Below are 26,872 nucleotides of genomic sequence, written 5' to 3'. Positions count from 1 at the left end.
GGGGCGGGGCCCTTACCGCTTTGTGTTGTGGCGCGGGCTCCCCCTGGTGCGGGGCAAGACCTCCGCGTGCGGGGCGGTGCCGGGGGGGGGGGGGGGGGGGGCCCCGCCGCGCCGGTGTGGTCGTGACCGTGGCCTCGTTCGACGTCGCCGACGGACGGGTGTCCCGCGTCTGGGCCGTCCGCAACCCGGAGAAACTGCGGCCGTGGGTGCGGGGTGACTGACGGCCGACGTCCGGATTTCTAGGACATGGGGGCGGCGATCGGGTCCGGGAGCCGGGGAGGGCGGCCCTGGGTCCACACCACCCGCAGCGCCGAGGCCGAGATCCGCCAGCCGTCGGCCGTCCTGACCAGTTCGGTTTCGGTGTGGCCGGCGGAGACGAAGACGCCGTCCGAGCCGTCCGCCAGGACGTGGGTGCTCACCTGGGCGCCGCGGACGGCGGCCCGGTCCCCGTCGATCTCGATCACCGGGTCGGCGCCCAGGTGCACGGTCCGGTCGAACAGCGCCATGCCCCGCCGGATGCGGTCCAGGAGGGCGTCGCGGCCGTGGACGGTGCCGATGGGCATCTCCGCGGTGACGTCCTCGGTGTGGAACGCGCGGGCCCAGTCCTCGTCGAACACCCCGTCGTCGAGGGAGCGCAGGTAGCGGTCCATCAGATCGGTGATGTCGGCGCGGTCGGTCAGCATCCGCAGCTGTCGCTGCATCTCTTCGGTGTCCATGGAGCGAGCCTCCTTCCTCAAGTGCCCTTCAGGTCAAGGACGGTGGCGGACGGCTGTGAAGTCGTCGGTGGGGCCGCGGAGTCACCGGCCGGGCTGGAGAGTCGCCGGTCGGGCCGTGGGGGCGGGTCGCCGGTCGGGCCGGGCACCGCCGGTCGGGGGGCCGCCGTTCGGGTGCGGGCCCCCCGATCGGACGTGTGTCAGTCGGCCGTGGTCAGGGAATGTGCTCCAGGCCGCCGAGGTCGCCGACGATCGTGGGCATGGCGGTGCTCACCACCATGTTGTCGAGCATCGACAGCAGCACCGCGAGCATCACGCCGAGCAGCGTCCAGCGCACTTCCTCGGCACGGGAGGCTCGGCGGGGGCGGGGGGAGGAGCAGCGACGGACATGGCTGATCGCTCCCTTGGGGCAGGAGGAAGGGAGACGGGCGGCCGGGCGGTGCCTCACGGCCGCCGCTCCAGAGAAAAGAACACCGAGCCAATAAGTGCGACGACTCAACTTTTGAACTCGCCCAACCTGGGAGGTAGGCTTCCGGGCATGACCGACACCGAGTCCGGCTCCGCGCCCGTGGCGATGGGGCGCCGTGAGCGCAAGAAGGCCGCCACCCGACAGGCCATCGCCGACGCCGCCCTGCGCCTGTTCCTGGAGCGCGGGTACGACGACGTCGGCATCCGTGAGATCGCGGACGCCGCCGATGTGTCGACCACCACCCTGTTCAAGCACTTCCCGGTCAAGGAGGCCCTCGTCTTCGACGAGGACGCCGACCAGGAGGCCCGGCTGCTCGCCGCCGTACGCGAACGCCCCACGGGGCAGTCCGTCCCCGCGGCCCTGCGCGAGCACGCGCTGCGCCACCGCATGGCCACCGCGGACAGCGACCCCCGCTTCACGGCCTTCTTCGATCTGGTGAACGACACCCCGGCTCTGCGCGACTACGTCCAGGCCATGTGGCTGCGGCACACCGCCGCCCTGGCCCGGGTCATCGCCGAGGAGAGCGGCCTCGCCGCGGACGATCCCGCCTGCACCGCCCTGGCCCACTTCGCCCTCGAAGTCCCCCGCGCCGCCCGCGGTCACGCCGACGTCCGCGAGGCCGTCACCCGCGCCTTCGACCTGCTCGAGACCGGCTGGCGCGCCCTCGTCCCCGACGCCTGATCCCGGCCCCGGCGCGCACAGGAACGGGTTCGGGCCCGGCCCCACCGGCCGGCTCCGCCGGGGCGGACGTCACGGCACGCGCCCGCCTGGTCGGCCGCGCGCCACGGCGGACGTCACGGCAGGCGGCCCGCCACTGCGCGCACGCCGGCACCCGCCCCGTGCGTACACGCCTCCGGCCGGTGCGTACGCGTTCCCAGCCGGTGCCGGGCGCGCGGGCCGGCCGCCTGCGTCACCGCGCCGCGCAGGGCGCGGGGTCAGCCGTGCAGCCAGACGCGCAGAGGGCCGATCGCCTCGAATCCGTGGCGCAGCGCGGCGGACAGATCCGCGCCGTGTTCGTAACCGACGACGGGCAGGCCGGGGAAGAGGCGGTGCACCGCCTCCAGCACCCCCGGCCAGGCCTTGTCGGCTCCGCCGTCCAGGGCGAACACGTTGGAGATCCCGACCGCGTGGTCGCCGCGGCTCGCCACCGCCCCGGCGGCCACGCGGCCGTCGGCGGAGCGTCCGGCGAGCACGGAGGTGGCCGGGTCGTCGAGCAACCCGGGCCGGAACAGGCCGGCTTCGCCCTGCCCCTCGTCCCAGGCGAGCGCCCAGGCGCGCAGTTCCCGCGGGCTGCCGACCACGTCCCAGGCGAGGTCCGGTGCGACGGCCGAAGCGCCCGCGGGACGGTGGATCCACTGCGCGTCGAACAGCACCCGGAATCCGGCGCGGGTGAGGTCGAGGTCGGCGAAGCTGTCCTTGACGCCGGCGCCGGGCGTCCCGGTGTCGATCCGGGCCAGCAGGGCGTCGGCGTCGCAGCCCGGCGCCAGCGTCACCGCGTCGGGGTAGTACGGCGGCGTGCGGACCGGAGCCGTCCACATCTGCCGCCCGAACTCGCTGTCCAGGCCGTGCGATCGGCACATCACGGCGCACCACTCGGCGTTGTTGCGGGCAGCCGCCCCGACCGGGAAACGCTTCGTCCTCGTCACGCCGTGGATCATCGCCTGAACGGCCCGTCGCCGTCGACACGTTTCCGCTCCGCTCCTCACGCCGGGCGGCCGGCCGCCGGGTCCGTCACGGTGGCCGGCCGGTTCGCCCGGGCGTCTCTCGGGGCGGGCCGGGTCAGGGGACGCGGGCGACGGCGGCGTAGATCCCGCTGTCCTCCGGCTGCGGCGCCGAGGGCGTCTGGGTCCATTCGGTGGCCGTCACCAGGCCGGGGTCGACCAGTTCGAGGCCGTCGAAGAAGCGGGCGACCTCCGGGCGGGTGCGGAAGCCGAGCCGGATGCCTCCCTTGGCGTACTCGGCGGTGACCCGCTGCGCCAGTTCGGGATGCAGGTCGGAGGCGGCGTGCGACAGGACGAGGTAGCTGCCCGACGGGAGCGCGGAGACGAGACCGCCGACGATCCCGTGGGGGTCCTGGTCGTCGGGGACGAAGTGCATCAGGGCGATGAGCGACAGCACTACGGGCCGCTCGAAGTCGAGGACCTTGCGGGCGTGTTCCAGGATCTCGTCCGGTCGACGCACGTCGGCCTGGATGTAGTCGGTGGTTCCCTCGGGGCGGCTGATCAGCAGCGCCTCGGCGTGCCGCAGCACGATCGGGTCGTTGTCCGTGTAGACGATCTTGGCGGCGGGCACGGTGCGCTGGACGATCTGGTGCAGGTTCGGCTCGGTGGGTATGCCGGTGCCGATGTCCAGGAACTGGTCCAGGCCCCGGGCGGCGAGCCAGGCCGCGGCGCGGTGCATGAACTCGCGGTTCTGCCGGGCCGCGTCGTGCGCCTGGGGCGGCAGCGCCCGGCCGACCGCCTCGTCCACGGGGTAGTTGTCCTTGCCGCCGAGCAGCCAGTCGTACACGCGGGCCGGGTGGGCCTTGCTGGTGTCTATCTGCTGGGACGGGATGTCGGGGGTGCCGGTCGCCATGGCGGACTCCGTCGTGCGAGTGGATCAGGCAGGTGGATCGATCACCGCAGTCTCGCACAGTATCCGCCGTGTCAGTAAGCGCAGTTGGGGCCGCGGCCGGGCGCCTCGCAGGTGAGGCGGACCGGCCGTGCTGCGGGTGGGGTGGTGCGGGAGTCAGGCCCGGTGGCGAGGCCGCGAACCAGCTGATGTCGTCGGCCCGGGATGCGGTGCTGTCCCAGGTGTGGGAGCCGCCGTCGCCGGCGATGTGGGCGTTGTGCTCGTAGTGGTAGACGGAGTGGCCGGGGGTCCGCTGTGGTGCGTGGGCAGGCCGCCGGTCTGGGGCGTTGCGCGCCGCGCGGGCGTCCTGGTCCGGCCGGTGGGCGCGGCCCGGCGCGTGGACGGCGGTCAGTCCGGCCACGGAGCTGCCGATGACGGCCGTGCGGGCGGCCGTCCGTCCGGCCGGGTCCGACTCCCCCGCGGCCCGGGGCGCGGTGCCCGCCCGGCCGGTGCCGGGGCCGGACGGGCACGGCGCCCCGGGCCGCGGGATGTCACTGCGTGGGCATCAGGACGGTGTCGACGATGTGGACGGTGGCGTTGGCGGACTGGACGGTGTCACCGCCGCGCCGTGAGGTCCCCGAGCGCGATGTTGAGTCGGAGGACGTCGACCCGCGGCTCGCCGATGAAGCCCAGGGTGCGGCCCTCGATGTGCTGCTCGATGAGCTTCTCCACCCGGGCGACGGGCAGGCCGTTCCTCAGCGCGACTCGGGGCGCCTGGAGTTCGGCGTACCGCGGGGAGATGTCCGGGTCCAGGCCGGAGCCGGAGGAGGTCACCGCGTCGGCGGGGACGTCCGACGGCCTGACGGTGTGGCCGGGGACCGAGTTGTCCCTCACCACGGCGGCCCTGGCGGCGAGCACCTGGGCGCAGAGCGTGCCGTCCGCGGGCGCGGCGGGGCACTCGCCGCCCACGGCCCCGCTGTCCGCGGCCAGGTTGGTCGCGCCGGAGACGAGCAGCCGGTAGCGGGTGTTGAGGCTGTTGACACCGAGCCCGTCCGCCGGGCGGCCCTGGAACCACCTGAGGTCGGGTTCGGGGGTCTGCTGCCCCTTCTTCAGGGGAAGGTCGTAGGGCTGCCCGATCAGCGCGGAGCCGGCGACCCTTCCGTGCGCCTGGATCTCGGAGCCGTTCGCCGCGTCGCGGAACAGCCCTTGGGCCAGGGCGGTGACGACCAGCGGATAGACGACACCGGTGACCAGGGTCAGCACCAGCAGCGCTCGCAGGCCGGCGCCCATCAACCGGGCGGTGTTCACGAGGGAGTTGTTCATGGCGGTCAGCCGATCCCGGGGACGAGGGAGAGGAGCAGGTCGATGATCTTGATGCCGACGAAGGGGGCGACCAGGCCGCCGAGGCCGTAGATCGCGAGGTTGCGCCGCAGCATCCGGTCGGCGCTGACCGGCCGGTACCGCACGCCCTTGAGGGACAGCGGCACCAGCGCCAGGATGATCAGCGCGTTGAAGACGACGGCCGACAGGATGGCGGAGTCGGGCGAGGAGAGCCGCATGATGTTCAGCGCCGCCAGGCCCGGGTGGACCGCCGCGAACAGCGCCGGGATGATCGCGAAGTACTTGGCCACGTCGTTGGCTATGGAGAACGTCGTCAACGCTCCGCGGGTGATGAGGAGTTGCTTGCCGATCTCGACGATCTCGATCAGCTTGGTCGGGTCTGAGTCGAGGTCGACCATGTTGCCGGCCTCCTTGGCGGCCGACGTGCCGGTGTTCATCGCCACGCCGACGTCCGCCTGCGCGAGCGCCGGGGCGTCGTTGGTGCCGTCACCGGTCATCGCGACCAGCCTGCCGCCCGCCTGCTCCCGCTTGATGAGGGCCATCTTGTCCTCGGGAGTGGCCTCGGCGAGGAAGTCGTCGACACCCGCCTCCTCTGCGATCGCCCTGGCGGTCAGTGGATTGTCGCCCGTGATCATGACGGTTCTGATGCCCATCCGGCGCAGCTCCTCGAACCGTTGCCGCATGCCGTCCTTGACGACGTCCTTCAGGTGGACGACGCCGAGGACGCGGGCGCCGTCGGTGTCGTGGACGGCGACGAGGAGCGGGGTGCCGCCGGCCTCGGAGACGCGGTCCGCGACGGCGGCGGCGTCCTCGGCGACCTCGCCGCCCCGTTCCTCGACCCAGGCGACGACCGAGGCGGCGGCGCCCTTGCGGACCTCGCGGCCGCCGACGTCGACGCCCGACATGCGCGTCTGGGCGGTGAAGGCGATCCACTCGGCGTGCGCCAGCTCGCCCTCGGGCCGCTCGCGCAGGCCGTACCTCTCCTTCGCCAGGACGACCACGGAGCGGCCCTCGGGCGTCTCGTCGGCCAGGGAGGACAGCTGGGCCGCGTCGGCGACCTCCGCCTCGGTCGCGCCGCCCACCGCGACGAACTCGGCCGCCTGGCGGTTGCCCAGGGTGATGGTGCCGGTCTTGTCCAGCAGCAGGGTCGACACGTCACCGGCGGCCTCCACCGCCCGGCCCGACATCGCCAGCACGTTGCGTTGCACCAGCCGGTCCATGCCCGCGATGCCGATCGCGGAGAGCAGGGCGCCGATGGTGGTCGGGATCAGGCAGACCAGCAGGGCCACCAGCACCACCATCGTCAGACGGGCGCCGGCGTAGTCCGCGAGGGGCGGCAGTGTGGCGCACGCCAGCAGGAAGACGACGGTCAGCGAGGCCAGCAGGATGTTCAGCGCGACCTCGTTCGGCGTCTTCTGCCGGGCCGCGCCCTCCACCAGGCCGATCATCCGGTCGATGAAGGTCTCGCCGGGCTTCGTCGTGATCCGGACGACGATGCGGTCCGAGAGCACCTTCGTCCCGCCGGTCACCGCGGACCGGTCGCCGCCGGACTCACGGATGACCGGCGCGGACTCGCCCGTGATCGCCGACTCGTCGACGCTGGCGACGCCCTCGACGACGTCGCCGTCACCGGGGACGGTGTCGCCGGCCTCGCAGACCACGAGGTCCCCGACGGTCAGCGCGGTGCCCGGCACCTGTTCCTCGCAGCCGTCGCCGCGCAGTCGGCGGGCGACGGTGTCGGTCCTGGCCTTGCGCAGGGTGTCGGCCTGCGCCTTGCCGCGGCCCTCGGCGACCGCCTCCGCCAGGTTGGCGAAGAGCACGGTCAGCCACAGCCAGGCGCTGATCGCCCAGCCGAACCAGTCACCCGGGTCCGTGACGGAGAAGACGGTGGTCAGCACGGAGCCGGTCCACACCACGAACATCACGGGCGACTTGACCATCACCCGGGGGTCGAGCTTGCGGAGCGCCTCGGGCAGCGACCCGAGCAGCTGCGCGGGGTCGAACAGGCCTGCCCGGACGCGGCCCCGGCCGGGTCCCCGACCGGTCGCCGTGTCCTGGTGGGGGGCGAGGGCGGTGGTGGACATGGTGTTCTGCTTCTTCCCGTCTGTCCTCGGTGTGTCGACGGTCATCACGCCAGCCCTTCCGCGAGCGGGCCCAGCGCCAGCGCCGGGAAGTACGTGAGCCCGGTGACGATCAGGATCACGCCGACCAGCAGGCCGGCGAAGAGCGGCTTCTCGGTGCGCAGGGTGCCCGCGGTCACCGGCACCGGCCGCTGTCCGGCGAGCGAGCCGGCGAGCGCCAGGACGAACACCATCGGCAGGAAGCGGCCCAGCAGCATCGCGAGCCCGGTCATGGTGTTGAACCAGTCGGTGTTCGCGTTCAGGCCGGCGAAGGCCGAACCGTTGTTGTTCGCCGCGGAGGTGAAGGCGTACAGGATCTCGGAGAAGCCGTGCGCGCCGGAGTTGAGCATGGAGTGCGGGGGCGTCGGCAGGGCCATGGAGACCGCGGTGAGGACGAGCACCAGCGCGGGGGTGACCAGGATGTAGCACGCGGCGAACTTCATCTCGCGCGCGCCGATCTTCCTGCCCAGGTACTCGGGTGTGCGGCCGACCATCAGACCGGCGACGAACACCGCGACGACCGCCATGACGAGGATGCCGTAGAGGCCGGAGCCGGTGCCGCCGGGCGCGATCTCGCCCAGCATCATGCCGAGCATCGCGATTCCGCCGCCCAGCCCGGTGAAGGAGGAGTGGAAGGAGTCCACCGCACCGGTCGAGGTCAGCGTCGTGGCCACCGCGAAGATCGAGGAGCCGCCGACGCCGAAGCGGACCTCCTTGCCCTCCATGGCGGCGCCGGCGGCCTGGAGGGCCGGGCCGTGGTGGGCGAACTCGGTCCACATCATCAGGGCGGTGAAGCCCAGCCAGATGGTGGCCGTCGTGGCGAGGATCGCGTAGCCCTGCCTCACCGAGCCGACCAGCAGGCCGAAGGTGCGGGTCAGCGAGAAGGGGATGACGAGGATGAGGAAGACCTCGAAGAGGTTCGTGAAGGGGGTCGGGTTCTCGAAGGGGTGGGCGCTGTTGGCGTTGAAGTAGCCGCCGCCGTTGGTGCCCAGCTCCTTGATGGCCTCCTGGGAGGCGACCGCGCCGCCGTTCCACTGCTGCGCGCCGCCCATGAACCGGCCGACCTCGTGGATGCCGGAGAAGTTCTGCAGGACGCCGCAGGCGACCAGCACGACAGCGGCGAGGGCGGCGACCGGCACCAGGATCCGCAGGGTGCCGCGCACCAGGTCGGCCCAGAAGTTGCCGAGTTCGCCCGTGCGCGAGGTCCCGTCGCTCTCGCGCCGCCGGGAGCGGTGGTGGGCGAAGCCCCGCACCAGGGCCATGGCGACGGCCATGCCGACGGCCGCGGAGACGAAGTTCTGCACGGCCAGACCGGCCGTCTGCACGACGTGCCCCATGGTCTGCTCGCCGGAGTACGACTGCCAGTCGGTATTGGTCACGAAGGACACGGCCGTGTTGAACGACTGCGCCGGGTCCACGGAGGAGAATCCGAGCGAGCCGGGCAGCACGCCCTGCACGCGTTGCAGCAGGTAGAGGAAGAGGACGCCGACGGCCGAGAAGGCGAGGACCGCGCGCAGATAGGCGGGCCAGGTCATCTCGGTGTCGGGGTCGGCGCCGATGCCCTTGTAGATCCATCTCTCCACCCGCAGGTGTCTCTTCGTGGAGTAGACCCGGGCCATGTAGGCGCCGAAGGGGACGTGGACGAGTGCCAGCGCGCCCGCCAGGGCGAGCAGCTGGAGCACTCCTGCCGGTACGGGACCCATGTCGCCCGTCGCGACAGCGGCTGATGTCACCGTCAGAACCTCTCCGGGAAGACGAGGGCGAGGACGAGATAGCCCAGCAGGGCGACGGCCACGACCAGGCCGACGATGTTCGCGGCGGTCACAGCTTCGTCACCCCCTTGGCGATGAAAGCCACCAGCGCGAAGGCCGCGAGCACGGTGACGACGAAGGCCGCATCGGCCATCGTGAGCTCCTGGAGTGAGGTGCGATCGGAACGGACCCTTAGAGGAAAACGCCACCACGGCCGGAAATGACCGCCGTTGACGGCTCTCTTACGGCGGCCCGCACGGCTTTGACGTGGCTCTTACGGCCCCGGCCTGGCGCACCGGCGCCGACGCCGCGGCGACCGGAACACACGCCCCCGCGACGGACTCCGCCCGGCACACACGTGTGTCTGCCGTGCCGCCGCACACGCCTCTCGCCGCGCCGCATGTGTTCCCCCGATGCCTCATACGTCTGCTTCGTTCCGACTCGGGAGTCTCTCGCGGGACCTCACACATGGCCGAGGTCCGGAGGCGGCCGGCATGTCGGCGGGGGCGCGCCGCCGCATGGACGGCGCGCCTCGGGACGCCCTTCACCGCGGGCGTCCGTTCGCGTGCGACGTCGATCCCACGCGCGGTCGCCGCACCGCGCCGGGCGGGCGCTTTCCGGGATCCGGGTCCCGTGACGGCTACGGTGGTGCGGGAAGGAGGACGGCGTGCACCTCATCGATGCCCGGTCCCAGGTCCCCACCCCGATCCAGCGCGGTCCCGGCGGGCTGCTGCGGGTCTGTGTCCACCCCGCGGCCGTGGACCGCCGCGACGACATCGGCGACCTGCGGGCCCTGCTGACCGCGGACGTGCTGTTCCGCATCGCGGAGCTGCAGGACCTCCAGGTGATCACGGGCTGTGTGGAGCGTCCCGTGCCCGAGGAGCGGGCGCGGGCCCTGGCCCGGGCCGCCGCCCGGTGGGGCATCCATCCGCCCGCGGTGCGCACGCCCGACGCGGCGTCCCTCGCGCCGTTCGGCGGGCCCGTCGACGTACGCGTCCTGTCCCCCTCGGCCCCGGACGAGGAGGCGGGAGCGGCCCTGCGGGTCGGTGTCGGGCCCGTCGAGGCCCCGGACGGCCTCGACGCGCTGACCGCCGACGGAGCCGATCCGCTGGCGGTGCGTCTGGCCCTCCTCGGCCGGCCGCACGCCCGGGCGGCCGGACTCACCGCGCGGGCGCTGGACGACGCCCGCGCGACGCTGGCCCGCTGGCGGGAGCGGATCGCGGCCTGGGCGGACACGCCCTCGCGGCCGATGCACGAGGCCACCGTACGACGCCTGCGGACGGCGTTCGACGACGACCTGGACACCCCCGCGGTCCTGGACGCGCTGGAGCGGCTGGAGTCCGCCCCCGACGTGCCGGACGGCGCCAAGTTCGAGACGTTCGTGTACGCCGACCGCGTCCTCGCCCTGGAACTGCCGAGGGAGATCGGCCGCGTCTGACCGCGCCCCGGCCGTCCCGGCCCTGTCCGGTCCCGGGGCCGTGCCCGCTTCCTCGCCGGCCGCCCCGCCCCGGGGCGCTCACTCTGGCCGCCGGATGCGTGGCGACGACGTGGACCGGCATCCGGCCGCGCAGCGCACCGCTTGTGGTGGTCCGTGCCGGCCTGAGCCCAGGCCTCCGATCCGCACACCGAGCCCGGGTCCCGCCCGACCGCGCCGTCCGCCGTCCGCCTACCGGCCCTCGGCCTCGGCCTCGGCGGCCCGGCCGGTGGGCCGGGTGTCGGTCCGGGCCGCCAGTTCCAGCAGTTCGTCGACCGGCCACTGGTCGTAGGCGTGCTCGCCGTACTTGGCGGCCAGCACGCGGCCGTCGGGGGCGACGAGGAAGTCGGCGGGGAGGCCAAGCCGGCCGCCGTGCGGGCTGGTGGAGGGCAGGCGCTCCCGCCCCCGCACCACGTTCCAGGCGCCGCTCAGGACCGCCCGCGTGATCGGTCCCCAGACGCGCGGGTCGAGCAGGGCGCGGGACGAGCGTTCCACGCCGAAGTCCGCGTACAGCAGCCTGGCCGGGTCGGCGACGACGGCGAACGGGAGTTCCGCGGTGTGGGGCGCCAGCTCTTCGGCGGGCGAGTGGAAGACCACGACCTCGCGGACGCCGGCGGCCACGATCTCGCGGTGCCGCCGCACCACCGACCGCAGGTGCAGATTGCAGACCGGGCAGCCGGCGAAGCGCCGGAACTGGAGGTGGACCAGACGGTCGGGGTCGGGAACGGCGACCTGATCGCCGGCGACGGTGGTGAGCGTGCGTCGGTCGACGGTGGAGCCGGGCTCCACCGGACCGCGGGTCCTGCGCATGGGTATCCCCCTCCGTAGGCGTATGCCGTACGCCTACCAGCGTAAGCGTATGCCGTACGCTGTCAACCGCCATGCCACGACCGCGTTCCCTCTCCCCCGACCGACTCGCCTCGGCCGCCCTCGCCGTCATCGACCGCGACGGGCTCGCCGGGCTCTCGATGCGCGCCGTCGCCCAGGAGCTCGGCATGAGCACCATGGGCCTCTACCGGTACGTGCACGACCGCGATGAACTCGAACGACTGGTCGTCGAACGCGTGTTGAGCGCCGTGGACACCGAATCGCCGGATCCGGCCGCCTCATCGCGCGAGCGGATCCGGGTCATGGCCCGGCGGCTGCGCGACACCGTGGGCGCCCATCCGGAGGTCGTGCCCCTCACCGTCACCCACCGCCACCACGCCCTGGGCGTGTTGCGCTGGTCGGAGACGGTGCTCGCGGTGCTCACCGAGGCCGGTGTCGAGGGCGAGCGGCGGGTGGTCGCCCTGCGCGGGCTGCTCAGTCTTGTCATCGGGGCGATCCAGCTGGAGCAGCTCGGGCCCCTGTCCGGTCCGGGCACGACGGCCATCGCGAAGCTGCCGCCCGACGAGTTCCCGTACATGGCCGAGACCGCCCGGGACGCCCGGAACGTCGGCGCCGACCAGGAGTTCCTGGGCGGGCTCGACCTGCTGCTCGACGGCCTCGGCATCTGAGACCGCCCGGCCCCGGGCCGCGCCGCCGGGAAGCCGGCCCGGCACGCGGACGCCGCGCCGGCGCCCACACGTTCACGGAGGCGCCAACACGTTCAAACGTGTGGTCAGCGAGCGGTGTTGTGGGAAGGATGGTCGCCATGACGGATCACGGCTCCTCCATCGACCCCAGCAAGCCCAGTATCGCCCGCGTCTACGACTACCTGCTCGGCGGCAAGGACAACTACGCCGTGGACCGGGAGATCGGCGACGTGTTCAAGCGTGACCTCCCCGGTTCGGTGGCGATCGCCTTCGCCAACCGATCGGCTCTGACCCGGGCGATCGGGGAGATCGTGACGACCACCCAGATACGGCAGTTCATCGACCTCGGCAGCGGTCTGCCGACCGCCGACAACGTCCACCAGGTGGCGCAGCGGCACGCCCCGGAGTCCCGGGTCGTGTACGTCGACATCGATCCTCAAGTGCTGGTCCACGGGCGCGCGTTGCTGGAGGAGAACGACCGGACCCGGGTCGTCCCGGTCGACGTGCGCGACCCGGAGGGCGTCTTCGTGCACCCGGACACCCGGGCTCTGATCGACTTCGACCGCCCCGTCGCCGTCGTCTTCAGCGCCATCCTCCACCACGTCAACGACGCGGAGGACCCCGCCGGCATCGTCCGTTACTGGCGCGATCGCGTGCCCTCGGGCAGCTACTTCTTCGTCAGCCACTTCCGTTCCGGCAACAACCCGGAGACGGCGGAGGCCGAGAAGGTCCTCCAGCAGACCTTCGGCCGTGGCCGGTGGCGCACCGACGCGGAGATCGAGGCCCTGCTGGACGGTCTGGAGATCCTCGAGCCCGGGGTGGTCCCCGCGTCCCTGTGGCGGCCCGACGTGGTCGACAACCCGCGGATCGGCGCCGCCGGGCGGGAACTCACCGTCTGGGAACGCCTCATCGCCGCCGGACTGGCCCGAAAGCCTTAGACGTCCCGTCCCGTCAGAAGATCGGCCACTCGCCGTCGTCGAAGGACGCGCCCCCGTGGAAAGCCCCGGGTACGCGCGGATCGCCGGGGGCGGCGGCCCGCGCCGGCGCGCCGCTCCGTCGAGCCACGACCGGCCCCGGGCCGGGACCGCCTGTCCGTCAGACTGAGGACCGGCACGTGAGCCGCGGGCCACGGGGAGGAGTCGCGTTGTCGCGTTGTGAGGCGGTCGGCAAGCCGTACGGCGGCGGGCGGTGGATCCTGCGTGACGTCGACATGGAGGTCTCGGCCGGCGACGTCCTGCCGTATTGATCGACGAAGTGGCCGTCCAGGGCGGGGCGGTGGTCTTCACCGATCACCGCTGAGCGGTCACCGGGACGCGGGCCGGCTACTTCGGTGCGGCGACGAGCCGTACGGCCAGGCCCGCGAAGACCGTGCCGCTGAAGAGGTCGAGCCCGCGGGCCATCCGGCGGCTGCGCCGCAGCATCGCGGAGAGCCGGCCGGCGGACAGGCCGATCGAGGCGTCCACGGCGAGCCCCAGGAGCACGAGCGTGAGGCCGAGGACCAGGAGCTGACCCATCACATGGCCACGGCTCGGGTTCACGAACTGCGGCAGGAAGGCGACGTTGAACAGGATCACCTTCGGGTTCAGCAGGTTGGTGACGGCTCCCTGTCCGAAGGCACGGAGCTTGGTGGGGCCGGGAGTCGCGGCCGTCCCCTCGTCGTCGAGTCCGAGTCCGGAGCGGTCGCGGAAGGCCTTGACCGCCAGGTAGAGGAGGTAGGCCGCACCGGCCCAGCGCAGCACGTGGTACAGCACCGGCAGCGACAGGAAGAGCGCCGACAGGCCGAGCATGGCGGCCACCGCGTGCACCAGTGCGCCGAACGCGACCCCCAGCGCGGCCATCACGCCCGTGGACGGTCCGCCGCGCCCGCCCATGGCCACGATGAACATCATGTCGGGGCCCGGAGTGACGCAGAGCGCGAAGGCGGCGACCAGGAAAGCCGTGTACAGGGAAGTGTCCACCATGGCAGTCATGCTGATGGCGGGAAGGCGACGGGGTGAAGCAATTCCACTGGGTGAGACGGCGGTCGGTGTGCAGCCCGCCGCCGTCCGCTGTGGTCCGCTGCGCTTGCGAGGTCACCTTCCCGGCGCGTCCTCCACGACTTCCGCGATCCCCATGACTTCCACGGCTTCCGCGACCTCCAGGACATCCGTGACGGGGCGACGTGGTGTCGCGGGGCCGGGAGGGCCGTAGCCGAGGCGCAGCACCATCTGGACGTGGCCGTGGCCCGACACGGGATCGCGGGCGAGCAGACGGAGGTCGGGGCTCTCCAGCGGGTGGGAGGTCAGGGAGGTGGCGAGGCCGGCGGCCGTGGCCTCCAGCAGGACGCGTTCCAGTGCCTGGCCGGCGACCAGCCAGTCGGCGGGCCTGTCGCCGGGCGTGCTCAGCACGGCCAGACGGGGGTGCTCCTCGAAGGACGAGCTGTCGCGGCCGGGCGCACGGTGGCGGCCCGCGAAGTCCCGCAGCGGGGCCTTGCCGTCCCGGCGGGTCGGACCGAAGGCGTACTCCGGGACGCCGTCGACGGCGGACGCGGCCCAAGGCCCGCGCCTGGTCCAGCGCGTCAGGTCCTCGGCGGCGGACGGATCCAGAGCGTCGCGGCTCTCCGCGTCGTGGACGAGTTCCAGCACGGCGTCGATGTGCCACGGTCCGGGGAAGAGCAGTTCGGCGCCCTCGCGGGCGGCCGCCGCCCGGAGCGCGGCCCGCACCGGCGCCGGCGGCTCCTCCTCCTCGAAGGGGTACCGGCTGGTGTGCCGCCGGGCCAGGTACGGATACAGCCGGCGCAGATCGGCGGCGCCCGGCGCGGCGCCGTCCGGGTCGTGCCCGAAGCGCACCTCGGCGAGCAGCAGGGGGTCCGCCGGGTCGGGCAGCGGCCGGACCCGTGCGATGAGGCCCGCGTGCGCGGCGGCGGCGCGCAGGTTGAGCAGGGCCGCGCCGCAGCCGATGTGCAGGGCCCGGCCGTCCGGATCCGTGCGGTGCATGGCGCGCTCCGTGTCGACGAGCAGGAGCAGCGCATGCGGGCCGGCCAGGTAACGGAACCTCCACGGTTGCGCGTTGTGCATGGAAGGCGCGGTCGTGGCGTCGGCGACCAGCGCGGTCACCGTCCTCGCGTCGAGCTGTCGTGTCGGCATCGTCGCCTCCTCGGGCCGGCAGCCGCACGGGATGCCGGAGGTCCGCCCCCTCGGTGCGACCAGTGAACGCGTCCGCGTCGCCGGTGCGCTTGAGCCGACCGGCCCTGGGTCAGGGGCCCGGTGGCCCGAGCGGGCGCCCCCCGTGACGGGTGGAGTCCTTGGGCGCGTGCGAGACGTCGCCGTGCCCGCGGTCCGTCCGTCGTCGCGGTGCGTCCGCGCCCGGGTCCGTCTCCGTGCCCGGGGCCCGTACCCGCCTGGGGGCTGTCTCCGTGCCCGGGGCCCGTGCCCGCCCGGGGGCTGTCTCCGTGCCGGGGCCCGTGCCCGTGCCCGCACATCGACCGGTTACGGGGAGCGGGTGCCGACGGGCCTCCGTGCCCCTTGGTCCCGGCCCGCGGGGACCGTTCGGCCCCTTCCGGCGGGCGGGGTGGGTCCGCTCGGACGCCGGATTCCGCCTGTCGGGCCCATGCGTTCCGCCGCCGTCCCTGCCACCGTCGTAAGCAGGGGAGGCGAGGAGGTGAGGACCGATGAGCGCCAGGTCGAACGCTAGGCAGTGGCTGTGGCCGTGGCGCCCGCGCCACAACCGGTTGCGCCGCCGCGAGGACGTCGTCGAGGCCTGGATCATGCTGGTGATGTGGGCGCTGATCCTGGTCGGCGGCGCGATCGTCTGGACGGTGACGGCGCGGGTGGCCGCCCAGGAGTTCGCCTGGCAGCGCGCCGACCGTCGCACCGCCGAGGCCGTCCTGCTCACCGACGCTCCCCCGAGCCCGTCGGCCGCGGGCGACGGCTCCCGGACATCGGCCGAGGTCCGCTGGACCTCCCCGGACGGCACGACGCGCACCGCGCGCACCCTGGTGCCGGGCGGTCTGTCCTCCGGGACGACCCTCACGGTCTGGCAGGACGGCCGGGGCGCCCTGACGGCCGAGCCGCCCACGCCCGTCGAGGGACGCGCCGAGGCCGCCCTCTTCGGCGCGGCGGCCGCCTTCTCCCTGTCCGGCCTGGTCTGCGGTACGGCGGCCCTCGCCCGGTGGCGCCTGGACAGGCGCCGCTGCGAGCAGTGGGGCACGGAGTGGGACCTCGTCGGTCCGATGTGGGACCGGAGGACCGGCTGACACGGCCGCCCGCGAAAGGGGCTTCCATGGGCTTCGTGGCCCGCTGGACCTGGCCGTCGTACGCGAACGGCGCGTGCCCTGGCAGCCGGACCTGATGGCCCCGCGGGACGAGCCGGGGCCGCCCGGGTCGGAGCCGCTGCTGCGCACCGCCGTCGTGTGCGACGGTCGCCGTACGGGTCCGCGCGAGGCCCTCGTGCAGGCGCACGAGCGTCCGGTGGCCGACCTGGCCATGCTGCCCGAGGCGGCCCTCCGTGTCCGCGCCCCGCTGCCGCCGGCGCCCGAGACGTCGGCGCGGCCGGCGCGGGCGAGCGCCGATCCGCGCGAGCGTCTCGCCGCGCGGTTCGGCGCCGCCACCCCTATGACGCACGCGGGCCGCTGACGCCACCGGCCTCCTCCGGCTGGCGGCGGGCCGCGGGGGCGGGCAGCGTGGAGACGGGGACGACCGTGACGTGACGAGCGGAGGCGACCGTGGAAGCTCGTGAGCCGGGGCCCCGAGTGGTCGTGGGTGTGGATGGTTCGCCCGCGTCCTACGCGGCGCTGCGCTGGGCGGTGCGGTACGCGCGTCTGGTGGGCGGGACCGTGGAAGCGGTCCATGCCTGGAGCACTCCGACGGAGCTGAGCTGGAGCGGGCTGGTGGTCGACCCCGACTTCGATCTCAACCAGGCCCGCGAGCGCTTCACGGAAGGGCTCGGCGCCGTCTTCGGTGACGAGCGGCCCGCGGTGTTGCGGGAGCGGCTCGTCGAGGGCGATCCGTCGGAGGTCCTGATCCGGGTCTCGCAGGGGGCGGACGTCCTCGTCGTCGGCCGCCGGGGACACGGCGGCTTCGCCCGGGCGGTGCTGGGCTCGGTCAGCCAGCGCTGCGCCCAGCACTCGGCCTGCCCGGTCGTCGTGGTCCGGGAGGAGGACGAGGAGGCCGGGACGCGCTGAACCGGCCGCCGCGTTCAGCCCGATGCCGTGGGGCCGCGTCGGGAAGCCGCGTTGTGGTCGCCCCGCTCGACACGGCCGGACGCCCCGGGCGACGGGGGCCGGGGTGCCGGAGCCGCCGCGGTCCTGGGCGACGGGGGCCGGGGTGCCGGAGCCGCTGCGGTCCTGGGCGACGGGGGCCGGGGTGCCGGAGCCGCCGCGGTCCGGGGCGATGTGATGGTCGGTCTCAGTCCGTCGAGAGGTCGGCCGCCGCGCGGCGGCGGGCGTAGTGGCGGGCGGCGCGGACGCGGTCGCCACAGCGCGTGCAGCACCACTGGCGCCGTCCGTGGGTGCGCAGGAGCAGCCGGGCGCAGCCGTCGGCCGGGCAGGCCGCGAGGGCCTCGGCGTCGGGACCGCACAGCAGGGACACGGTGTCGTCGGCGAGGCGGTGCAGGGCGCGGGCGACGGGCCGGTCCGCCGCGACGCGGGTGTGCCGGCTCGGCTGCCCTCCGGCGGGCCAGGCGAGCGTGGCGGTGACCGGTGCGGCGCTCAGCGCCCGGTTCACCGACTCGACCCATCGCGCATCCGGCGCACGGCCCGTGACGGCCGCGTCCAACAGGCCGCGCACGGCCTGCCGCAGGCGGTGCAGCCCATCCAGTTCCGCGGCGTCGAGGGACAGGCCGTCGTCGGTGAGGCGCCGGTCGGCGAGCCAGCGCGCGGCGCGGCGCGGGGTGTCGAGTTCGTCGACCGGCGTTCCGCCGCGTGTGGTCAGCGTGTTCACGAGGGCGAGCGCCGGCGAGCGCTCCTCGCCCGGCGCCGGCGGGAGGGGCTCGGGGCGGTGTGGGGACGAGGCGGCGCTGCGGGCGTTCCCTGTCATGGACCTCATGGTAACCGTTGACGTATTCCGTGAGCCTCTTCTAGATTTTCTCTCACGCATTCTCGACTCCTTTACCGTGAGAGGACTCATCGTGCCGTCGAGCATGACCCTTCGCGCCGTCGGCGGCCCCACCGCCGTGCTGGAACTGGGCGGCCTGCGCCTGCTCACCGACCCGACCTTCGACCAGGCGGGCTCGTACACCTCGCCGTCCGGGTCGGTGCTCACCAAGACCGCCGGACCCGCCTTCGGGCCGGAGGAACTGGGGCCGGTGGACGCCGTACTGCTCTCGCACGACCAGCACGCCGACAACCTCGACCGGTCCGGCCGCGCCTTCCTGCCGACCGTCCCGGTCGTCTTCAGCACGCCCGACGCCGCGGCCCGCCTGGGCGGCGGCACCCGCGCCCTCGCGCCCTGGGCGCACGCGGAGCTCGCGCGCCCGGACGGCGCGCCGGCGCTGCGGATCACCGGAGTCCCCGCCCGTCACGGGCCGGTGGGGTGCGAGCCCGTCTGCGGCGAGGTCACCGGCTTCGTGCTGACGGCGCCCGACCTGCCCACCGTCTACGTCAGCGGCGACAACGCCTCCCTGGCGGCGGTACGGCAGGTGGCCGACCGTTTCGGGCCCGTCGACGTGGCCGTGATCTTCGCCGGAGGCGCCCGCACCAAGGCGATGGACGGAGCGCTGCTCACCCTCGACAGCGTCCGGACCGCCGAGGCCGCCCGCATCCTCGGCGCCCGCCGCTGCCTGCCCCTGCACTGCGACAGCTGGGAGCACTTCACCGAAGGCAGGGACGACCTGCGCGCCGCCTTCGCCGCGGCCGGCCTCGCCGACCGCCTGACCCTGCTTCCGCCCGGCCGGTCCGCCGCCCTGTGACCGCCAGATCTTCGTGAGGAACGTGAGCGAGACCATGCTCGTCCGGAAGACCACCGAGAACGAACAAGAGCTGTTCCTGCGCACCCTGACGGCCGCGTTCGGGGTGCAGCACCAGCCGCCGGCGGAGGGGGAGAGCGCGTGGTGGGCGGCGCTCGAGACGGACCGCGGCCTCTTCGCCGTGGACCACGACGGCGCGCCCGTCGGCACCGCCGGCGCCTACACCTTCGAACTCACGCTCCCGGGCGGCGCGACCGTGCCCGCTCCCGGCGTGACGACCGTGGGCGTCCTTCCCACCCACCGTCGACGCGGGGTGCTCACCTCCCTGATGCGGCACCAGCTGGGGCGGTTCCGCGAGGAGGGCGAGACGCTCTCGGTCCTGCTGGCGAGCGAGGCGGTGATCTACCGCCGGTTCGGTTACGGACCCGCCGCCTACAGCCAGCGGCTGTCGCTGGACAGCCACCGCTCCGCCTTCGCCGTGCCCGTCGGGACCCAGGGCGCGATCGAGCTGCGCCGGCGCGCGGACAGCGGCGAGCTGCTCGCCGAGGTGTACGACGGCTACCGGCGCACCCAGCCGGGCGCCCTCTCCCGCCCGGCGCACTGGTGGTCCGCCGGCGCCGGCCGGCCTCCCGTCTCGCACACGCCGCGGCACATCGCCCTGCACCGGGACGCCCAGGGCGTGCCCGACGGCTACGCGAGCTACTCGGTGGCCGGCACCGACCCCGTGACGCAGACCCGCACCCTCACCGTCGACGAGGTGGTCGCCGCCGACGACGCCGTCCACGACGTGCTGGTCCGCTACTGCCTGGACCACGACCTCGTCGACACCACCGTCTTCGCCAACCTGTCCCCCGACCATCCGCTGCGCTGGCGCCTGAAGGACTTCCGCGCCGCCCGGACCAGCCCCTCCCAGGACAGCCTGTGGGTCCGCCTCCTCGACGTCCCCCGGGCGCTGACCGCGCGCCGGTACGCGGCCGGCGGCGAACTCGTCCTGGAGGTCCAGGACCCCTTCCTGGCCACCACCGACCGCTACCGGCTCACCGTCGACGGCCAGGGCGACGCCGTGTGCGGGCCCACCGACCGCCCCGCCGACCTCACCCTGGACATCAGCGACCTGGGCTCGGTCTACCTCGGCGGCACCGCGCCCAGCACGCTCGTCCGCGCCGGACGCGTACGCGCCCACCACCCCGCCGCCCCCGCCCGGGCCGACGCCCTGTTCCTGCACACCGACCGCACGCCCCACTGCCTCCACTGGTTCTGACCGGCCGAAGCGGCCGCCTCAGGGGTTCCGGTACACGTCGGTGAACCTCGTCACGGAAGCGGGCAAGTCGCTCGCGCGGCTTTTCGGACGGCACGCGACCAAGGTAGGCCCCGGCACCGACATCGACGCCGGCACCGGGTCGCCCCAGGCCGCGGAGCGGCGCCGGATGGGCTGAGACTCCGCGAAGTCGGCGAGTGATGAAGCTGCCCTCGCTCTGAACACTCGAATGAGGCTTTCGCCTGGCACTCCTGCGAGGCGTACCTCGCCCTGAGCGGCCACGGCCCGACCTACGAGCCCAAGGACGCGGTGGTGGCGCGGCGGCTCGGCGGCTCGGCGGCTCGGCGGCTCGGCGGCTCGGCGGCTCGGCGGCGCCAACTTTCACTGTTCCGTCACAGGTTCCGCCGCGGGGACCTGGGGAGGGCCTTGGCCAGGATGACCAGCGGCAGTGCCACCGGGAACGCGACCGGCGAGCGTGGGGGTCCGTACAGGCGGCCCATGCTTGGAGGCCGACCGCGACCCGGGTTCGACGAGAGGTGCGACATGTCCGAACCCGAACCGGAGCCGAACGGGCCCGAGGAGGCCGGGACGTCTTACGGGCCCCGTCGGCCCCGGACGCTGGCGGCGAAGATCGACGCGCTCTTCCGTGCCGTCCGCCGCCCCAACCGAGAGCAGTACAGCCACGAAGAGGTCGCCCGGGCCTGCCGCGAGGCCACCGGGGAGAGCTTTTCCGCCACCTATCTGTGGCAGTTGCGCACCGGCCGCCGCGACAATCCGACCAAGCGGCACCTGGAAGTGCTGGCACAGTTCTTCCAGGTGCCGGTCGCCTCCTTCTTCGACGACGACCAAGGCGCGGCCATCGCCGAGGAGTTGGAGCTGCTGACGGCCCTGCGTGAGCCGGGGTGCGCAACATCGCCCTGCGTGCCGTCACCCTGTCCCCGGAATCGGTCGACACGATCAGCGACATCATCGACGTGCTCGCCCTGCTCGCCCGCCGGGAGCACGGCCGCGAGCAGGGCAGGGCCCCGGGCCGGGAGCAGGGCGGCGATCGGACGGGCGCTCGGAAGTGACCGGCGGCCGGTGCGGGTCTACCGCTTGAAGCGCAGTTCCTCCATACGGGTCTGCACGGTCCGACCGCTCTCCCAGGAGTTGGCGCCCGGTACCACCTCCGGCATCGGGATGTCGGCCCGGTTGTGCCGCTTGTGCGGGGTCGAGATGCCGAGCCGGCGGTCCCGGGAGTGGATCAGCGCCTCGTCGGCCTGCCCGTCCTCGGTCAGTCCCATCATCAACTGCGGGACCCCGTAGGGGAAGTCGTCGCGGTCGTACTGCCAGGTGTGGAACGTCTTCCCGTACGTCGTCACCAGGTCCTGGAAATAGGCGTGTTCGGCCAGGTCGGGAATGCCCGGCGCGATCAGAATGCCGGACTTGACCTCGTAGTGGTGGCTGTGCCACAGCCGCTTCTCGTGGTCGGGCAGGCCGCGGAACCGCTCCTCGGTGATGATGTACTCGATCCCGATGAGGCGCGCGTCGGGCGCGTTGCGGTCGAAGATCACGCACTGGTGCAGATCGTGCCGCAGGTGGATGCAGAAGTGCGACGCCTCCACCTGCCGCCCCATCTCGTCGGCGTACATGTGGAAGCCATTGAGGTAGGTGCTCATCGCGTCCAGCGGATACTTCGGCTGCATGGCGCCGGCTGCCAGGTCGAGCGCGCGGTGCTTGAGCGGATGCCCCTTGCCGGTCCTGGCGATGCTCGCCGCCTTACGGCCGAACAGCAGGCCGGCGACGGCCGCGGCGCCCGCTGCGACACCGATGCCCATCGCTCCGGCCGCCCCCCGGCCGGAACGGTGCGACTGGGAAGTTCCGTCCATAAGAGCCATAGGCCCCGAATACCCGGGCTCCGGACACCGAACCGCACGGCGGGCACGGCGGTGGCCTCGCCGCCGCGAGGGCGCGAGGGCGGGGGGCTCGGGGATGCGGGAGGTGTTCCCGGCGGGCGGACCCGAATCGCGCGTCCGCTCCCCGCCACGGCACCCCTGTCGCTTTTGCATCGTGCAAATGTGAACAGAGAGAATTAGTGCCTGCCACTCAGGGGAAGGGTTCCTGTCGTACCCGAGGCCTTCCTCGTCGCAGCCGAGGCCTTCCGGCCGTTCACCGACCCGTGGGCGCGGGCGCGCGGGGCGAGGACGGCGATCTCTGGTCGGGTCTCCTCAGGAGGTGCGGCCGCTCGCGCCGTCGCCCCAGCCCAGCGGGAACGCCTCGATGTCGTCCGCCGCCGGGGCCGGCGGCTCCCCTCCGGCCCTGTTGAACGCGGCCAGGGCCTCGATGAGGGCCAACCGCTGTGTCGAGCTCAGGCGTTCGACGATCGCGGCGATCTCCCCGCGCCGCCGGGCCGTGACGTCCTCGACCGTGCGCCGGCCCTCCTCCGTGAGCTGAAGGAGGGTCTCCCTGCGGTTGCCGGGGTTGGGCCGGCGGTCGGCGAGGCCGGCCGCGATCAGCCGGTCCACCATGCGCATGGCCGTGGACGGCGCCACCTGGAGCAGGTCGGCGAGCGCGACCAGCTTGGTGGCGCCCCGGGTGGACAGCACGACCAGCATCCGGAACTGCGGCAGCGTCACCCGGTCCTCGACCTCGGCGAGGGAGCGGGCGGAGACCGCCACCAGCAACCGGGAGGCGGTCAGCACCGCCCGGGTCACCGCATCGACGTCCTCCATCGTCCCCGCGGGGATCTCACGCTCCGGCATGCCTCCTTTCTACCGTGCCGCGTCCGTTCCTCCCTCACCCGGGGGAACACTCCTCCCGCCTGCCCCGTGGGCCGAGGGCCTGCCGTCGGCATCGAGGCGACCGCGGGCGCGCTGGCCTTTTCCTCACCTTTAGACTATGCAAAGGTAAGAGCGGCGAAGCACTTATGGCAGCCGGCAGCCCCCTGCTCCCGCTCCCCGGCCGCAGGAGGCCCGAAGTCGGCATTCCCGACCCGTTCGGAGGCGACGATGGCGTACGACACCCCGGTCCACCGCCCGCAGCGACCCACCGGCTGGCGGCGCCTGATCGCGCGCTCGCCGCTCCTGCTGTTCCGTGCGGGACTGGGCTGGGTCTTCGGCGGACGGCTGCTCCTGCTGCACCACACCGGCCGCCTCACCGGACTGGACCGCCGGGTGGTCCTGGAGGTGGTGGCCCACGGCCCGGACGGCGACAGCTGGATCATCGCCTCCGGCTTCGGCCCCGGCGCCGACTGGTTCCGGAACCTGCGCGCGCGGCCGAAGACGGTCGTCCAGGTCGGCACCCGGCATCACGCCGTCACGGCGCACTTCCTCACGCCGGAGGAAGGCGCCGGCATCATGGCGCGCTACGCCCCGCGCCATCCGCGTCTCGCGCGCCGTCTGTGCGCCTACATGGGCGTCCCCGTGGACGGCGGTGAGGCGTCGTTCCGCGAAGCGGGCCGGGCCATCCCCTTCGTGCGGCTGGACGCCCACACCGGACCGCGGCCTCGGTGATCCCACCTCGACCGGCAGGCCACCTCCGCCCCTCTCCGCCGTCCGCCGCCGCTCCGCCGTCCGCCGCCGCTCCGCCGTCGGCGTCCGGGGCCGTCAGCTTCCGGTCAGCAGTCGCCGGACGACGTACCCGGCCGAGTCCACGCCCGAGCGGCCGCCTTCGACCAGGGCCGCTACGGAGATGCGGGAGTCGTACGCCGTCAGCCAGCCGTTGGTGTGGTCCCCCTCCTCCGCCGTCCCGGTCTTGGCGCCGACGCCCGCCAGCCCGCCCAGGCGCGGCGCGGCGGTGCCGCGGGTGGCCACCTCGCGCATCATCGAGCGCAGGTATCCGGCCGTGCGCGCGGAGATCGGCCGCGGCGCGGTGGCCTGGCGCTGCCCCGGCAGGATGACCGGCTGCCTGAAACCGGTTCCCCGTACGGTCGCCGCGACGGACGCCATGAACAGCGGGGTGGCCGTGACCTTGCCCTGGCCGATGAACTGGGCCGCCTGGTCGCCGCCCTGCGCGTCCGGCGGGATGCTCGGGTCGGTGGTGGCGACCCCGCCGCCGATCGACCAGCTGCCCATGCCGAAGACGTCCACCGCCTCGTCGTGCAGGGCCGAGGCGTCCCCGTCGTGCACCAGGTAGTGGAATCCGTCTTTGATGAAGGAGGTGTTGCACGACACGGTGAACGCCTCGGCGATCGTGGAGCCGGGGTCGGCCCGCACGTCGGAGTCGTTGTGGAAGGACTGGCTGTTGGCCGTCAGCGAGTCCGTGCACGGGGCGGGGCTGTCCGGCGTGAGGCCCGCCCGGTCGAACAGGGCCGCCGAGGTGACGATCTTCATCGTGGAGCCCGGTGACTTGATGCCGTTGACGGCGATGTCGCCGTCCGCGCCGGTGTGGGCGACGGCGAGGATGTGGCCGGTCCTCCAGTCGAGCGCCACGGTCCCGGCGGCCTTCTCCTCCAGGTGACCGTCCGTCACGGCGCTCTCGGCCACCTTCTGCAGACGCGCGTCGATGGTGGTCCTGATCGTCGCGGGGCGGCCCTTGGAGAAGGTCTCCACGGTCTCGACACCGTTGCCGTCAGCGTCCACGACGGCCACACCGGTGCCGGCGCTGCCGCCCTCGGGGGTGGCCTCGCGGCGGATCGTCGTGGCGATCTCGCGCAAGGAGGGGAACGTGGACAGGTCCGTCCTGCCGTCCGAGGCGACGACCCGTGCGCTGCTCCTGTCGACGGGCAGGGCGCCGGCCGTCAGGGACTGGTCCTCGCCCAGGCCGGGGTAGAGCACCGAGTTGTTCCAGTGCACCGCCGTCTGGCCGCCGGCACTCCGCAGTACGGCCACCGCGCCGGGATAGGTCCAGGTGCCGCCCGCCACCTGGGCGGTGACGACGAAGGTGACCTTGGTGGCGCCCGGGGTCGCGGTGGACGCGCCCACCGAGGCGACCCGGTCGAAGGCGAGTTTCTTCAGGTGCAGCCCGTCGGCGTACTCCCGCAGTGCCCGCTCGGCCGTGTCGGGTGCGTCGGTGTCGCTGGCCGCGCCGCCGAGGTGCCGTGCGGACCAACTGGCCAGGAACGCCCGCGTCAGGCGGACGGCGTCGTCGTCGGAGGGCGGCGCGCTCGACACCGCCGCCGGGTCGAGGCCGTGTCCCGCCCCGGACGGTGCCTCCCCTCCCCCGCCGGCCAGTCCGTGAACGATGTTGTAGGCGCCGATTCCCCCGGTGACCAGCAGCGCCGCGCAGGCCCCGGCGACACTGATCTTCACGACTTTGTTCATGTGGTGATCGTAAAATCATTGTCCTACGGGGCTGCGGTCTCCAGGTGGATCGTTATCGGACCGTCGATCCGGCTCCGGAGGCCGGCCGAGCACCGCGGGGGTCGGCCACATCCACGCTTGCCGTACACATTCCGTACACATGCCGTACGGGCGCCGCACGACAGGCGCACGCACTGGCTCGTCGCGAGGTGTACAACGGTTCCCACCAGGTCGGCACAGGTCAGATTGCGGTCGGCACAGGTCGGATTGCCCAGCACGGTGACCGTGACGCCGGGCGGGCCCGACGGGTCGAGCAGCGCGCGGACGTACGCGGAGGAAGCCGGGCCCGCCGGTGACCAGGAGGCGGGAGTCATGCCCTCAGCGGCACCGCGCCACGGTCGCCGACGACGGACGGACGCGCGCGCTCACCATCAGCCGGGGCGCGCTACGGCCGCCGGAGGCGTCTGAAACTTTCAGCAAGGGATTGCAACCGCCGGGGAGTTGGTGTTTGACTCGCTGCCGGCGTCGCCCGACGGCGCCGCACGCGTGGCGGACGGCGGATCGCCGACGTCCGAAGTTCCCGGAGGAGTGAGCGCATGGCCTCGACCCAACGGCACGCCGGCGCGCGGCGCGCCCTCGACTACGACGTCCTGGTGGTCGGCGGGGTGGGAGTGGACACCGTCGTGCGCGTGGACGAGATGCGGGTTCCGCCCGGCGACTCCGTGTTCGTGCCGCCGCTGCGCGACTACGTGGCGCACACCGGCAACGGAGTGGCGCTCGGCTGGCACGCGCTGGGTCTGCGCACCAAGTTCATCGACTTCCTCGGCGACGACCCGCAGGGCCGCATGGTGCTGGAGCACTACGCCCGCCGAGGCCTCGACTTCAGCCACCTCCTCTCGCCGCACGGCACCCCGCGGTCGGCGAACCTGGTCGATCCCGCGGGACGCCGCTTCTCCTTCTACGACGGCCGGCACCCCGCCGACCTCCGGCTGCCCCGCGACTTCTACCTGCCGTTCCTGGAGCGCACCGCCCATGTCCACCTGTCGATCGTCGGCCACAACAAGGACATGTACGAGGACGTCCACCGCCTCGGCGTGACCAGTTCCACCGACCTGCACGACTGGGACGGCCGCAACCCGCACCACCGCGCCTACGCCCTCGCCTCCGACTACGTCTTCCTGAGCGCGGCGGCGGTCCACGACCGGCTGGAGGAGGTCCTGCGCTCCGTGCTCGACGAGGGCCGGGCCCGTTTCGTGGTCGCCACCGACGGCGCCGCCGGCTGCCATCTGCTGGTGCGCGGCGAGGGCCGGGTCCGGCACTTCCCGGCGGTGCGTCCCGAGCGGCCGGTGGTGGACAGCAACGGAGCGGGGGACGCGTTCGTCACGGCCTTCCTGCACAGCCTCTTCGAGGGGCGCGCGCTGGAGGACTGCGTGCTGGCCGGCTCGGTGGCCGGGGCGTTCGCCTGCGGCAGCACGGGCACCCACACCGAGTTCATCGACCTGCCGGGCCTGCGCGCCGCCGGCTCCCGCGCGGCCGCCGGCGCCGGCAGCTGAGACGACGCGGGCGCCGGGAACCGAGGCC

Annotated in this window: 28 protein-coding genes and 1 pseudogene; 14 read left to right on the top strand and 15 right to left on the bottom strand. The window is 73.5% G+C overall.

Annotation, left to right across the window (positions count from 1 at the left end; translation table 11 throughout):
* A pseudogene (locus tag ACH5A8_RS12285) lies at positions 1 to 221 on the top strand (hypothetical protein); the annotation flags it as partial.
* An 18-nt stretch (positions 222 to 239) separates the two neighbouring features.
* Here the strand turns inward: ACH5A8_RS12285 and ACH5A8_RS12280 are convergent.
* Both ACH5A8_RS12280 and ACH5A8_RS12275 read right to left on the bottom strand, forming a co-directional pair.
* Complete coding sequence (locus ACH5A8_RS12280) at positions 240 to 716, bottom strand: nuclear transport factor 2 family protein (protein ID WP_399000816.1); 477 nt, start codon at positions 714 to 716, stop codon at positions 240 to 242.
* A gap of 211 nt (positions 717 to 927) precedes the next feature.
* Complete coding sequence (locus ACH5A8_RS12275; protein ID WP_399001526.1) at positions 928 to 1,050, bottom strand: hypothetical protein; 123 nt, start codon at positions 1,048 to 1,050, stop codon at positions 928 to 930.
* Between the two features lie 201 nt (positions 1,051 to 1,251).
* On the opposite strand from ACH5A8_RS12275, the gene ACH5A8_RS12270 reads away from it, so the two are divergent.
* Complete coding sequence (locus ACH5A8_RS12270; RefSeq protein ID WP_399000814.1) at positions 1,252 to 1,863, top strand: TetR/AcrR family transcriptional regulator; 612 nt, start codon at positions 1,252 to 1,254, stop codon at positions 1,861 to 1,863.
* Between the two features lie 254 nt (positions 1,864 to 2,117).
* Here ACH5A8_RS12270 and ACH5A8_RS12265 read toward each other — a convergent pair whose 3' ends face one another.
* From ACH5A8_RS12265 to kdpF, 6 genes are all read right to left on the bottom strand, one after another.
* Positions 2,118 to 2,828: a hypothetical protein gene (locus ACH5A8_RS12265; protein ID WP_399000812.1), complete on the bottom strand. Its 711-nt coding sequence runs from the start codon at positions 2,826 to 2,828 to the stop codon at positions 2,118 to 2,120.
* 133 nt (positions 2,829 to 2,961) lie between these two features.
* Entirely contained in the window at positions 2,962 to 3,756 is a 795-nt protein-coding gene (locus ACH5A8_RS12260; protein WP_399000810.1) for an SAM-dependent methyltransferase, read from the bottom strand.
* Positions 3,757 to 4,347: 591 nt separating this feature from the next.
* Positions 4,348 to 5,055, bottom strand: coding sequence for a potassium-transporting ATPase subunit C (locus ACH5A8_RS12255; protein WP_399000809.1), 708 nt, complete (start codon positions 5,053 to 5,055; stop codon positions 4,348 to 4,350).
* 5 nt (positions 5,056 to 5,060) lie between these two features.
* Complete coding sequence (gene kdpB, locus ACH5A8_RS12250) at positions 5,061 to 7,202, bottom strand: potassium-transporting ATPase subunit KdpB (protein ID WP_399000808.1); 2,142 nt, start codon at positions 7,200 to 7,202, stop codon at positions 5,061 to 5,063.
* Positions 7,202 to 8,896, bottom strand: a complete 1,695-nt coding sequence (gene kdpA, locus ACH5A8_RS12245; RefSeq protein WP_399001480.1) for a potassium-transporting ATPase subunit KdpA — start codon at positions 8,894 to 8,896, stop codon at positions 7,202 to 7,204. The genes kdpB and kdpA overlap by 1 nt, the downstream gene beginning before the upstream one ends.
* Positions 8,897 to 8,928: 32 nt before the next feature.
* On the bottom strand, positions 8,929 to 9,018 hold the full coding sequence (kdpF, locus tag ACH5A8_RS12240) for a K(+)-transporting ATPase subunit F (protein ID WP_399000807.1): 90 nt from the start codon (positions 9,016 to 9,018) through the stop codon (positions 8,929 to 8,931).
* A gap of 593 nt (positions 9,019 to 9,611) precedes the next feature.
* Here kdpF and ACH5A8_RS12235 point away from each other — a divergent pair.
* Complete coding sequence (locus ACH5A8_RS12235; protein ID WP_399000805.1) at positions 9,612 to 10,382, top strand: hypothetical protein; 771 nt, start codon at positions 9,612 to 9,614, stop codon at positions 10,380 to 10,382.
* 228 nt (positions 10,383 to 10,610) lie between these two features.
* Here ACH5A8_RS12235 and ACH5A8_RS12230 read toward each other — a convergent pair whose 3' ends face one another.
* Complete coding sequence (locus ACH5A8_RS12230; protein ID WP_399000803.1) at positions 10,611 to 11,228, bottom strand: peroxiredoxin-like family protein; 618 nt, start codon at positions 11,226 to 11,228, stop codon at positions 10,611 to 10,613.
* A gap of 71 nt (positions 11,229 to 11,299) precedes the next feature.
* Between ACH5A8_RS12230 and ACH5A8_RS12225 the strand changes: the two genes are divergently transcribed.
* Together ACH5A8_RS12225 and ACH5A8_RS12220 are read left to right on the top strand one after the other, a co-directional pair.
* Positions 11,300 to 11,914, top strand: a complete 615-nt coding sequence (locus tag ACH5A8_RS12225) for a TetR/AcrR family transcriptional regulator (protein WP_399000801.1) — start codon at positions 11,300 to 11,302, stop codon at positions 11,912 to 11,914.
* Positions 11,915 to 12,051: 137 nt separating this feature from the next.
* Positions 12,052 to 12,870, top strand: a complete 819-nt coding sequence (locus tag ACH5A8_RS12220) for an SAM-dependent methyltransferase (protein ID WP_399000799.1) — start codon at positions 12,052 to 12,054, stop codon at positions 12,868 to 12,870.
* 384 nt (positions 12,871 to 13,254) lie between these two features.
* Here the strand turns inward: ACH5A8_RS12220 and ACH5A8_RS12215 are convergent, their stop codons facing one another.
* Both ACH5A8_RS12215 and ACH5A8_RS12210 read right to left on the bottom strand, forming a co-directional pair.
* Positions 13,255 to 13,893 carry a LysE family translocator gene (locus tag ACH5A8_RS12215; protein ID WP_399000797.1) on the bottom strand — a complete coding sequence of 213 codons (639 nt, stop codon included), beginning with the start codon at positions 13,891 to 13,893 and terminating at the stop codon, positions 13,255 to 13,257.
* 111 nt (positions 13,894 to 14,004) lie between these two features.
* Positions 14,005 to 15,057, bottom strand: a complete 1,053-nt coding sequence (locus tag ACH5A8_RS12210; RefSeq protein ID WP_399000795.1) for an Acg family FMN-binding oxidoreductase — start codon at positions 15,055 to 15,057, stop codon at positions 14,005 to 14,007.
* A 524-nt stretch (positions 15,058 to 15,581) separates the two neighbouring features.
* Between ACH5A8_RS12210 and ACH5A8_RS12205 the strand changes: the two genes are divergently transcribed.
* The 3 genes from ACH5A8_RS12205 (at position 15,582) to ACH5A8_RS12195 (ending at position 17,093) form a co-directional block, all read left to right on the top strand.
* On the top strand, positions 15,582 to 16,166 hold the full coding sequence (locus ACH5A8_RS12205; RefSeq protein WP_399000793.1) for a hypothetical protein: 585 nt from the start codon (positions 15,582 to 15,584) through the stop codon (positions 16,164 to 16,166).
* Positions 16,167 to 16,239: 73 nt separating this feature from the next.
* Positions 16,240 to 16,545 (top strand): hypothetical protein, encoded by a 306-nt coding sequence (locus ACH5A8_RS12200; RefSeq protein WP_399000791.1) that lies wholly within the window; start codon positions 16,240 to 16,242, stop codon positions 16,543 to 16,545.
* A 116-nt stretch (positions 16,546 to 16,661) separates the two neighbouring features.
* Positions 16,662 to 17,093: a universal stress protein gene (locus tag ACH5A8_RS12195; RefSeq protein ID WP_399001478.1), complete on the top strand. Its 432-nt coding sequence runs from the start codon at positions 16,662 to 16,664 to the stop codon at positions 17,091 to 17,093.
* 223 nt (positions 17,094 to 17,316) lie between these two features.
* Here the strand turns inward: ACH5A8_RS12195 and ACH5A8_RS12190 are convergent, their stop codons facing one another.
* The gene (locus tag ACH5A8_RS12190) at positions 17,317 to 17,946 is read right to left on the bottom strand and encodes a CGNR zinc finger domain-containing protein (RefSeq protein WP_399000790.1); all 630 of its coding nucleotides are present in this window, start codon (positions 17,944 to 17,946) and stop codon (positions 17,317 to 17,319) included.
* Positions 17,947 to 18,049: 103 nt separating this feature from the next.
* On the opposite strand from ACH5A8_RS12190, the gene ACH5A8_RS12185 reads away from it, so the two are divergent.
* The 4 genes from ACH5A8_RS12185 (at position 18,050) to ACH5A8_RS12170 (ending at position 21,142) form a co-directional block, all read left to right on the top strand.
* A complete protein-coding gene (locus tag ACH5A8_RS12185) occupies positions 18,050 to 18,817 on the top strand; it encodes an MBL fold metallo-hydrolase (protein ID WP_399000788.1) in 768 nt (255 codons plus the stop codon).
* Positions 18,818 to 18,851: 34 nt separating this feature from the next.
* Positions 18,852 to 20,075: a GNAT family N-acetyltransferase gene (locus ACH5A8_RS12180; protein WP_399001476.1), complete on the top strand. Its 1,224-nt coding sequence runs from the start codon at positions 18,852 to 18,854 to the stop codon at positions 20,073 to 20,075.
* A 40-nt stretch (positions 20,076 to 20,115) separates the two neighbouring features.
* Entirely contained in the window at positions 20,116 to 20,250 is a 135-nt protein-coding gene (locus ACH5A8_RS12175) for a hypothetical protein (protein WP_399000786.1), read from the top strand.
* Positions 20,251 to 20,974: 724 nt separating this feature from the next.
* Positions 20,975 to 21,142, top strand: coding sequence for a hypothetical protein (locus ACH5A8_RS12170; RefSeq protein ID WP_399000784.1), 168 nt, complete (start codon positions 20,975 to 20,977; stop codon positions 21,140 to 21,142).
* Positions 21,143 to 21,160: 18 nt separating this feature from the next.
* On the opposite strand, the gene ACH5A8_RS12165 is transcribed toward ACH5A8_RS12170, so the two are convergent.
* Positions 21,161 to 21,940, bottom strand: a complete 780-nt coding sequence (locus ACH5A8_RS12165) for an OBAP family protein (RefSeq protein ID WP_399000782.1) — start codon at positions 21,938 to 21,940, stop codon at positions 21,161 to 21,163.
* Between the two features lie 339 nt (positions 21,941 to 22,279).
* Positions 22,280 to 22,813: a MarR family winged helix-turn-helix transcriptional regulator gene (locus tag ACH5A8_RS12160; protein ID WP_399000780.1), complete on the bottom strand. Its 534-nt coding sequence runs from the start codon at positions 22,811 to 22,813 to the stop codon at positions 22,280 to 22,282.
* A 246-nt stretch (positions 22,814 to 23,059) separates the two neighbouring features.
* Between ACH5A8_RS12160 and ACH5A8_RS12155 the strand changes: the two genes are divergently transcribed.
* A complete protein-coding gene (locus ACH5A8_RS12155; protein ID WP_399000778.1) occupies positions 23,060 to 23,563 on the top strand; it encodes a nitroreductase family deazaflavin-dependent oxidoreductase in 504 nt (167 codons plus the stop codon).
* Between the two features lie 93 nt (positions 23,564 to 23,656).
* Here ACH5A8_RS12155 and ACH5A8_RS12150 read toward each other — a convergent pair whose 3' ends face one another.
* Positions 23,657 to 25,312 carry a penicillin-binding transpeptidase domain-containing protein gene (locus ACH5A8_RS12150; RefSeq protein ID WP_399000776.1) on the bottom strand — a complete coding sequence of 552 codons (1,656 nt, stop codon included), beginning with the start codon at positions 25,310 to 25,312 and terminating at the stop codon, positions 23,657 to 23,659.
* Between the two features lie 575 nt (positions 25,313 to 25,887).
* Between ACH5A8_RS12150 and ACH5A8_RS12145 the strand changes: the two genes are divergently transcribed.
* Positions 25,888 to 26,844 carry a carbohydrate kinase family protein gene (locus tag ACH5A8_RS12145; protein ID WP_399000774.1) on the top strand — a complete coding sequence of 319 codons (957 nt, stop codon included), beginning with the start codon at positions 25,888 to 25,890 and terminating at the stop codon, positions 26,842 to 26,844.
* Positions 26,845 to 26,872 lie beyond the last annotated feature (28 nt).

The organism is Streptomyces sp. NPDC018610, from assembly GCF_044391765.1.
Lineage (GTDB): Bacteria > Actinomycetota > Actinomycetes > Streptomycetales > Streptomycetaceae > Streptomyces.
This window is presented reverse-complemented; position numbering and strand designations above follow the sequence as displayed.

Bases quoted from the DNA above. Each gene is read 5' to 3' on its own strand.
- ACH5A8_RS12155 (WP_399000778.1), top strand. From the start codon at position 23,060: ATGGCGTACGACACCCCGGTCCACCGCCCGCAGCGACCCACCGGCTGG.
- ACH5A8_RS12280 (WP_399000816.1), bottom strand. From the start codon at position 716: ATGGACACCGAAGAGATGCAGCGACAGCTGCGGATGCTGACCGACCGC.
- ACH5A8_RS12180 (WP_399001476.1), top strand. From the start codon at position 18,852: ATGCTCGTCCGGAAGACCACCGAGAACGAACAAGAGCTGTTCCTGCGC.
- kdpA (WP_399001480.1), bottom strand. From the start codon at position 8,896: ATGGGTCCCGTACCGGCAGGAGTGCTCCAGCTGCTCGCCCTGGCGGGC.
- ACH5A8_RS12160 (WP_399000780.1), bottom strand. From the start codon at position 22,813: ATGCCGGAGCGTGAGATCCCCGCGGGGACGATGGAGGACGTCGATGCG.
- ACH5A8_RS12220 (WP_399000799.1), top strand. From the start codon at position 12,052: ATGACGGATCACGGCTCCTCCATCGACCCCAGCAAGCCCAGTATCGCC.
- ACH5A8_RS12270 (WP_399000814.1), top strand. From the start codon at position 1,252: ATGACCGACACCGAGTCCGGCTCCGCGCCCGTGGCGATGGGGCGCCGT.
- ACH5A8_RS12225 (WP_399000801.1), top strand. From the start codon at position 11,300: ATGCCACGACCGCGTTCCCTCTCCCCCGACCGACTCGCCTCGGCCGCC.
- kdpB (WP_399000808.1), bottom strand. From the start codon at position 7,202: ATGACCGTCGACACACCGAGGACAGACGGGAAGAAGCAGAACACCATG.
- ACH5A8_RS12255 (WP_399000809.1), bottom strand. From the start codon at position 5,055: ATGAACAACTCCCTCGTGAACACCGCCCGGTTGATGGGCGCCGGCCTG.
- ACH5A8_RS12150 (WP_399000776.1), bottom strand. From the start codon at position 25,312: ATGAACAAAGTCGTGAAGATCAGTGTCGCCGGGGCCTGCGCGGCGCTG.
- ACH5A8_RS12145 (WP_399000774.1), top strand. From the start codon at position 25,888: ATGGCCTCGACCCAACGGCACGCCGGCGCGCGGCGCGCCCTCGACTAC.
- ACH5A8_RS12230 (WP_399000803.1), bottom strand. From the start codon at position 11,228: ATGCGCAGGACCCGCGGTCCGGTGGAGCCCGGCTCCACCGTCGACCGA.
- ACH5A8_RS12190 (WP_399000790.1), bottom strand. From the start codon at position 17,946: ATGACAGGGAACGCCCGCAGCGCCGCCTCGTCCCCACACCGCCCCGAG.
- ACH5A8_RS12185 (WP_399000788.1), top strand. From the start codon at position 18,050: ATGACCCTTCGCGCCGTCGGCGGCCCCACCGCCGTGCTGGAACTGGGC.
- ACH5A8_RS12215 (WP_399000797.1), bottom strand. From the start codon at position 13,893: ATGGTGGACACTTCCCTGTACACGGCTTTCCTGGTCGCCGCCTTCGCG.
- ACH5A8_RS12165 (WP_399000782.1), bottom strand. From the start codon at position 21,940: ATGGACGGAACTTCCCAGTCGCACCGTTCCGGCCGGGGGGCGGCCGGA.
- ACH5A8_RS12210 (WP_399000795.1), bottom strand. From the start codon at position 15,057: ATGCCGACACGACAGCTCGACGCGAGGACGGTGACCGCGCTGGTCGCC.
- ACH5A8_RS12260 (WP_399000810.1), bottom strand. From the start codon at position 3,756: ATGGCGACCGGCACCCCCGACATCCCGTCCCAGCAGATAGACACCAGC.
- ACH5A8_RS12205 (WP_399000793.1), top strand. From the start codon at position 15,582: ATGAGCGCCAGGTCGAACGCTAGGCAGTGGCTGTGGCCGTGGCGCCCG.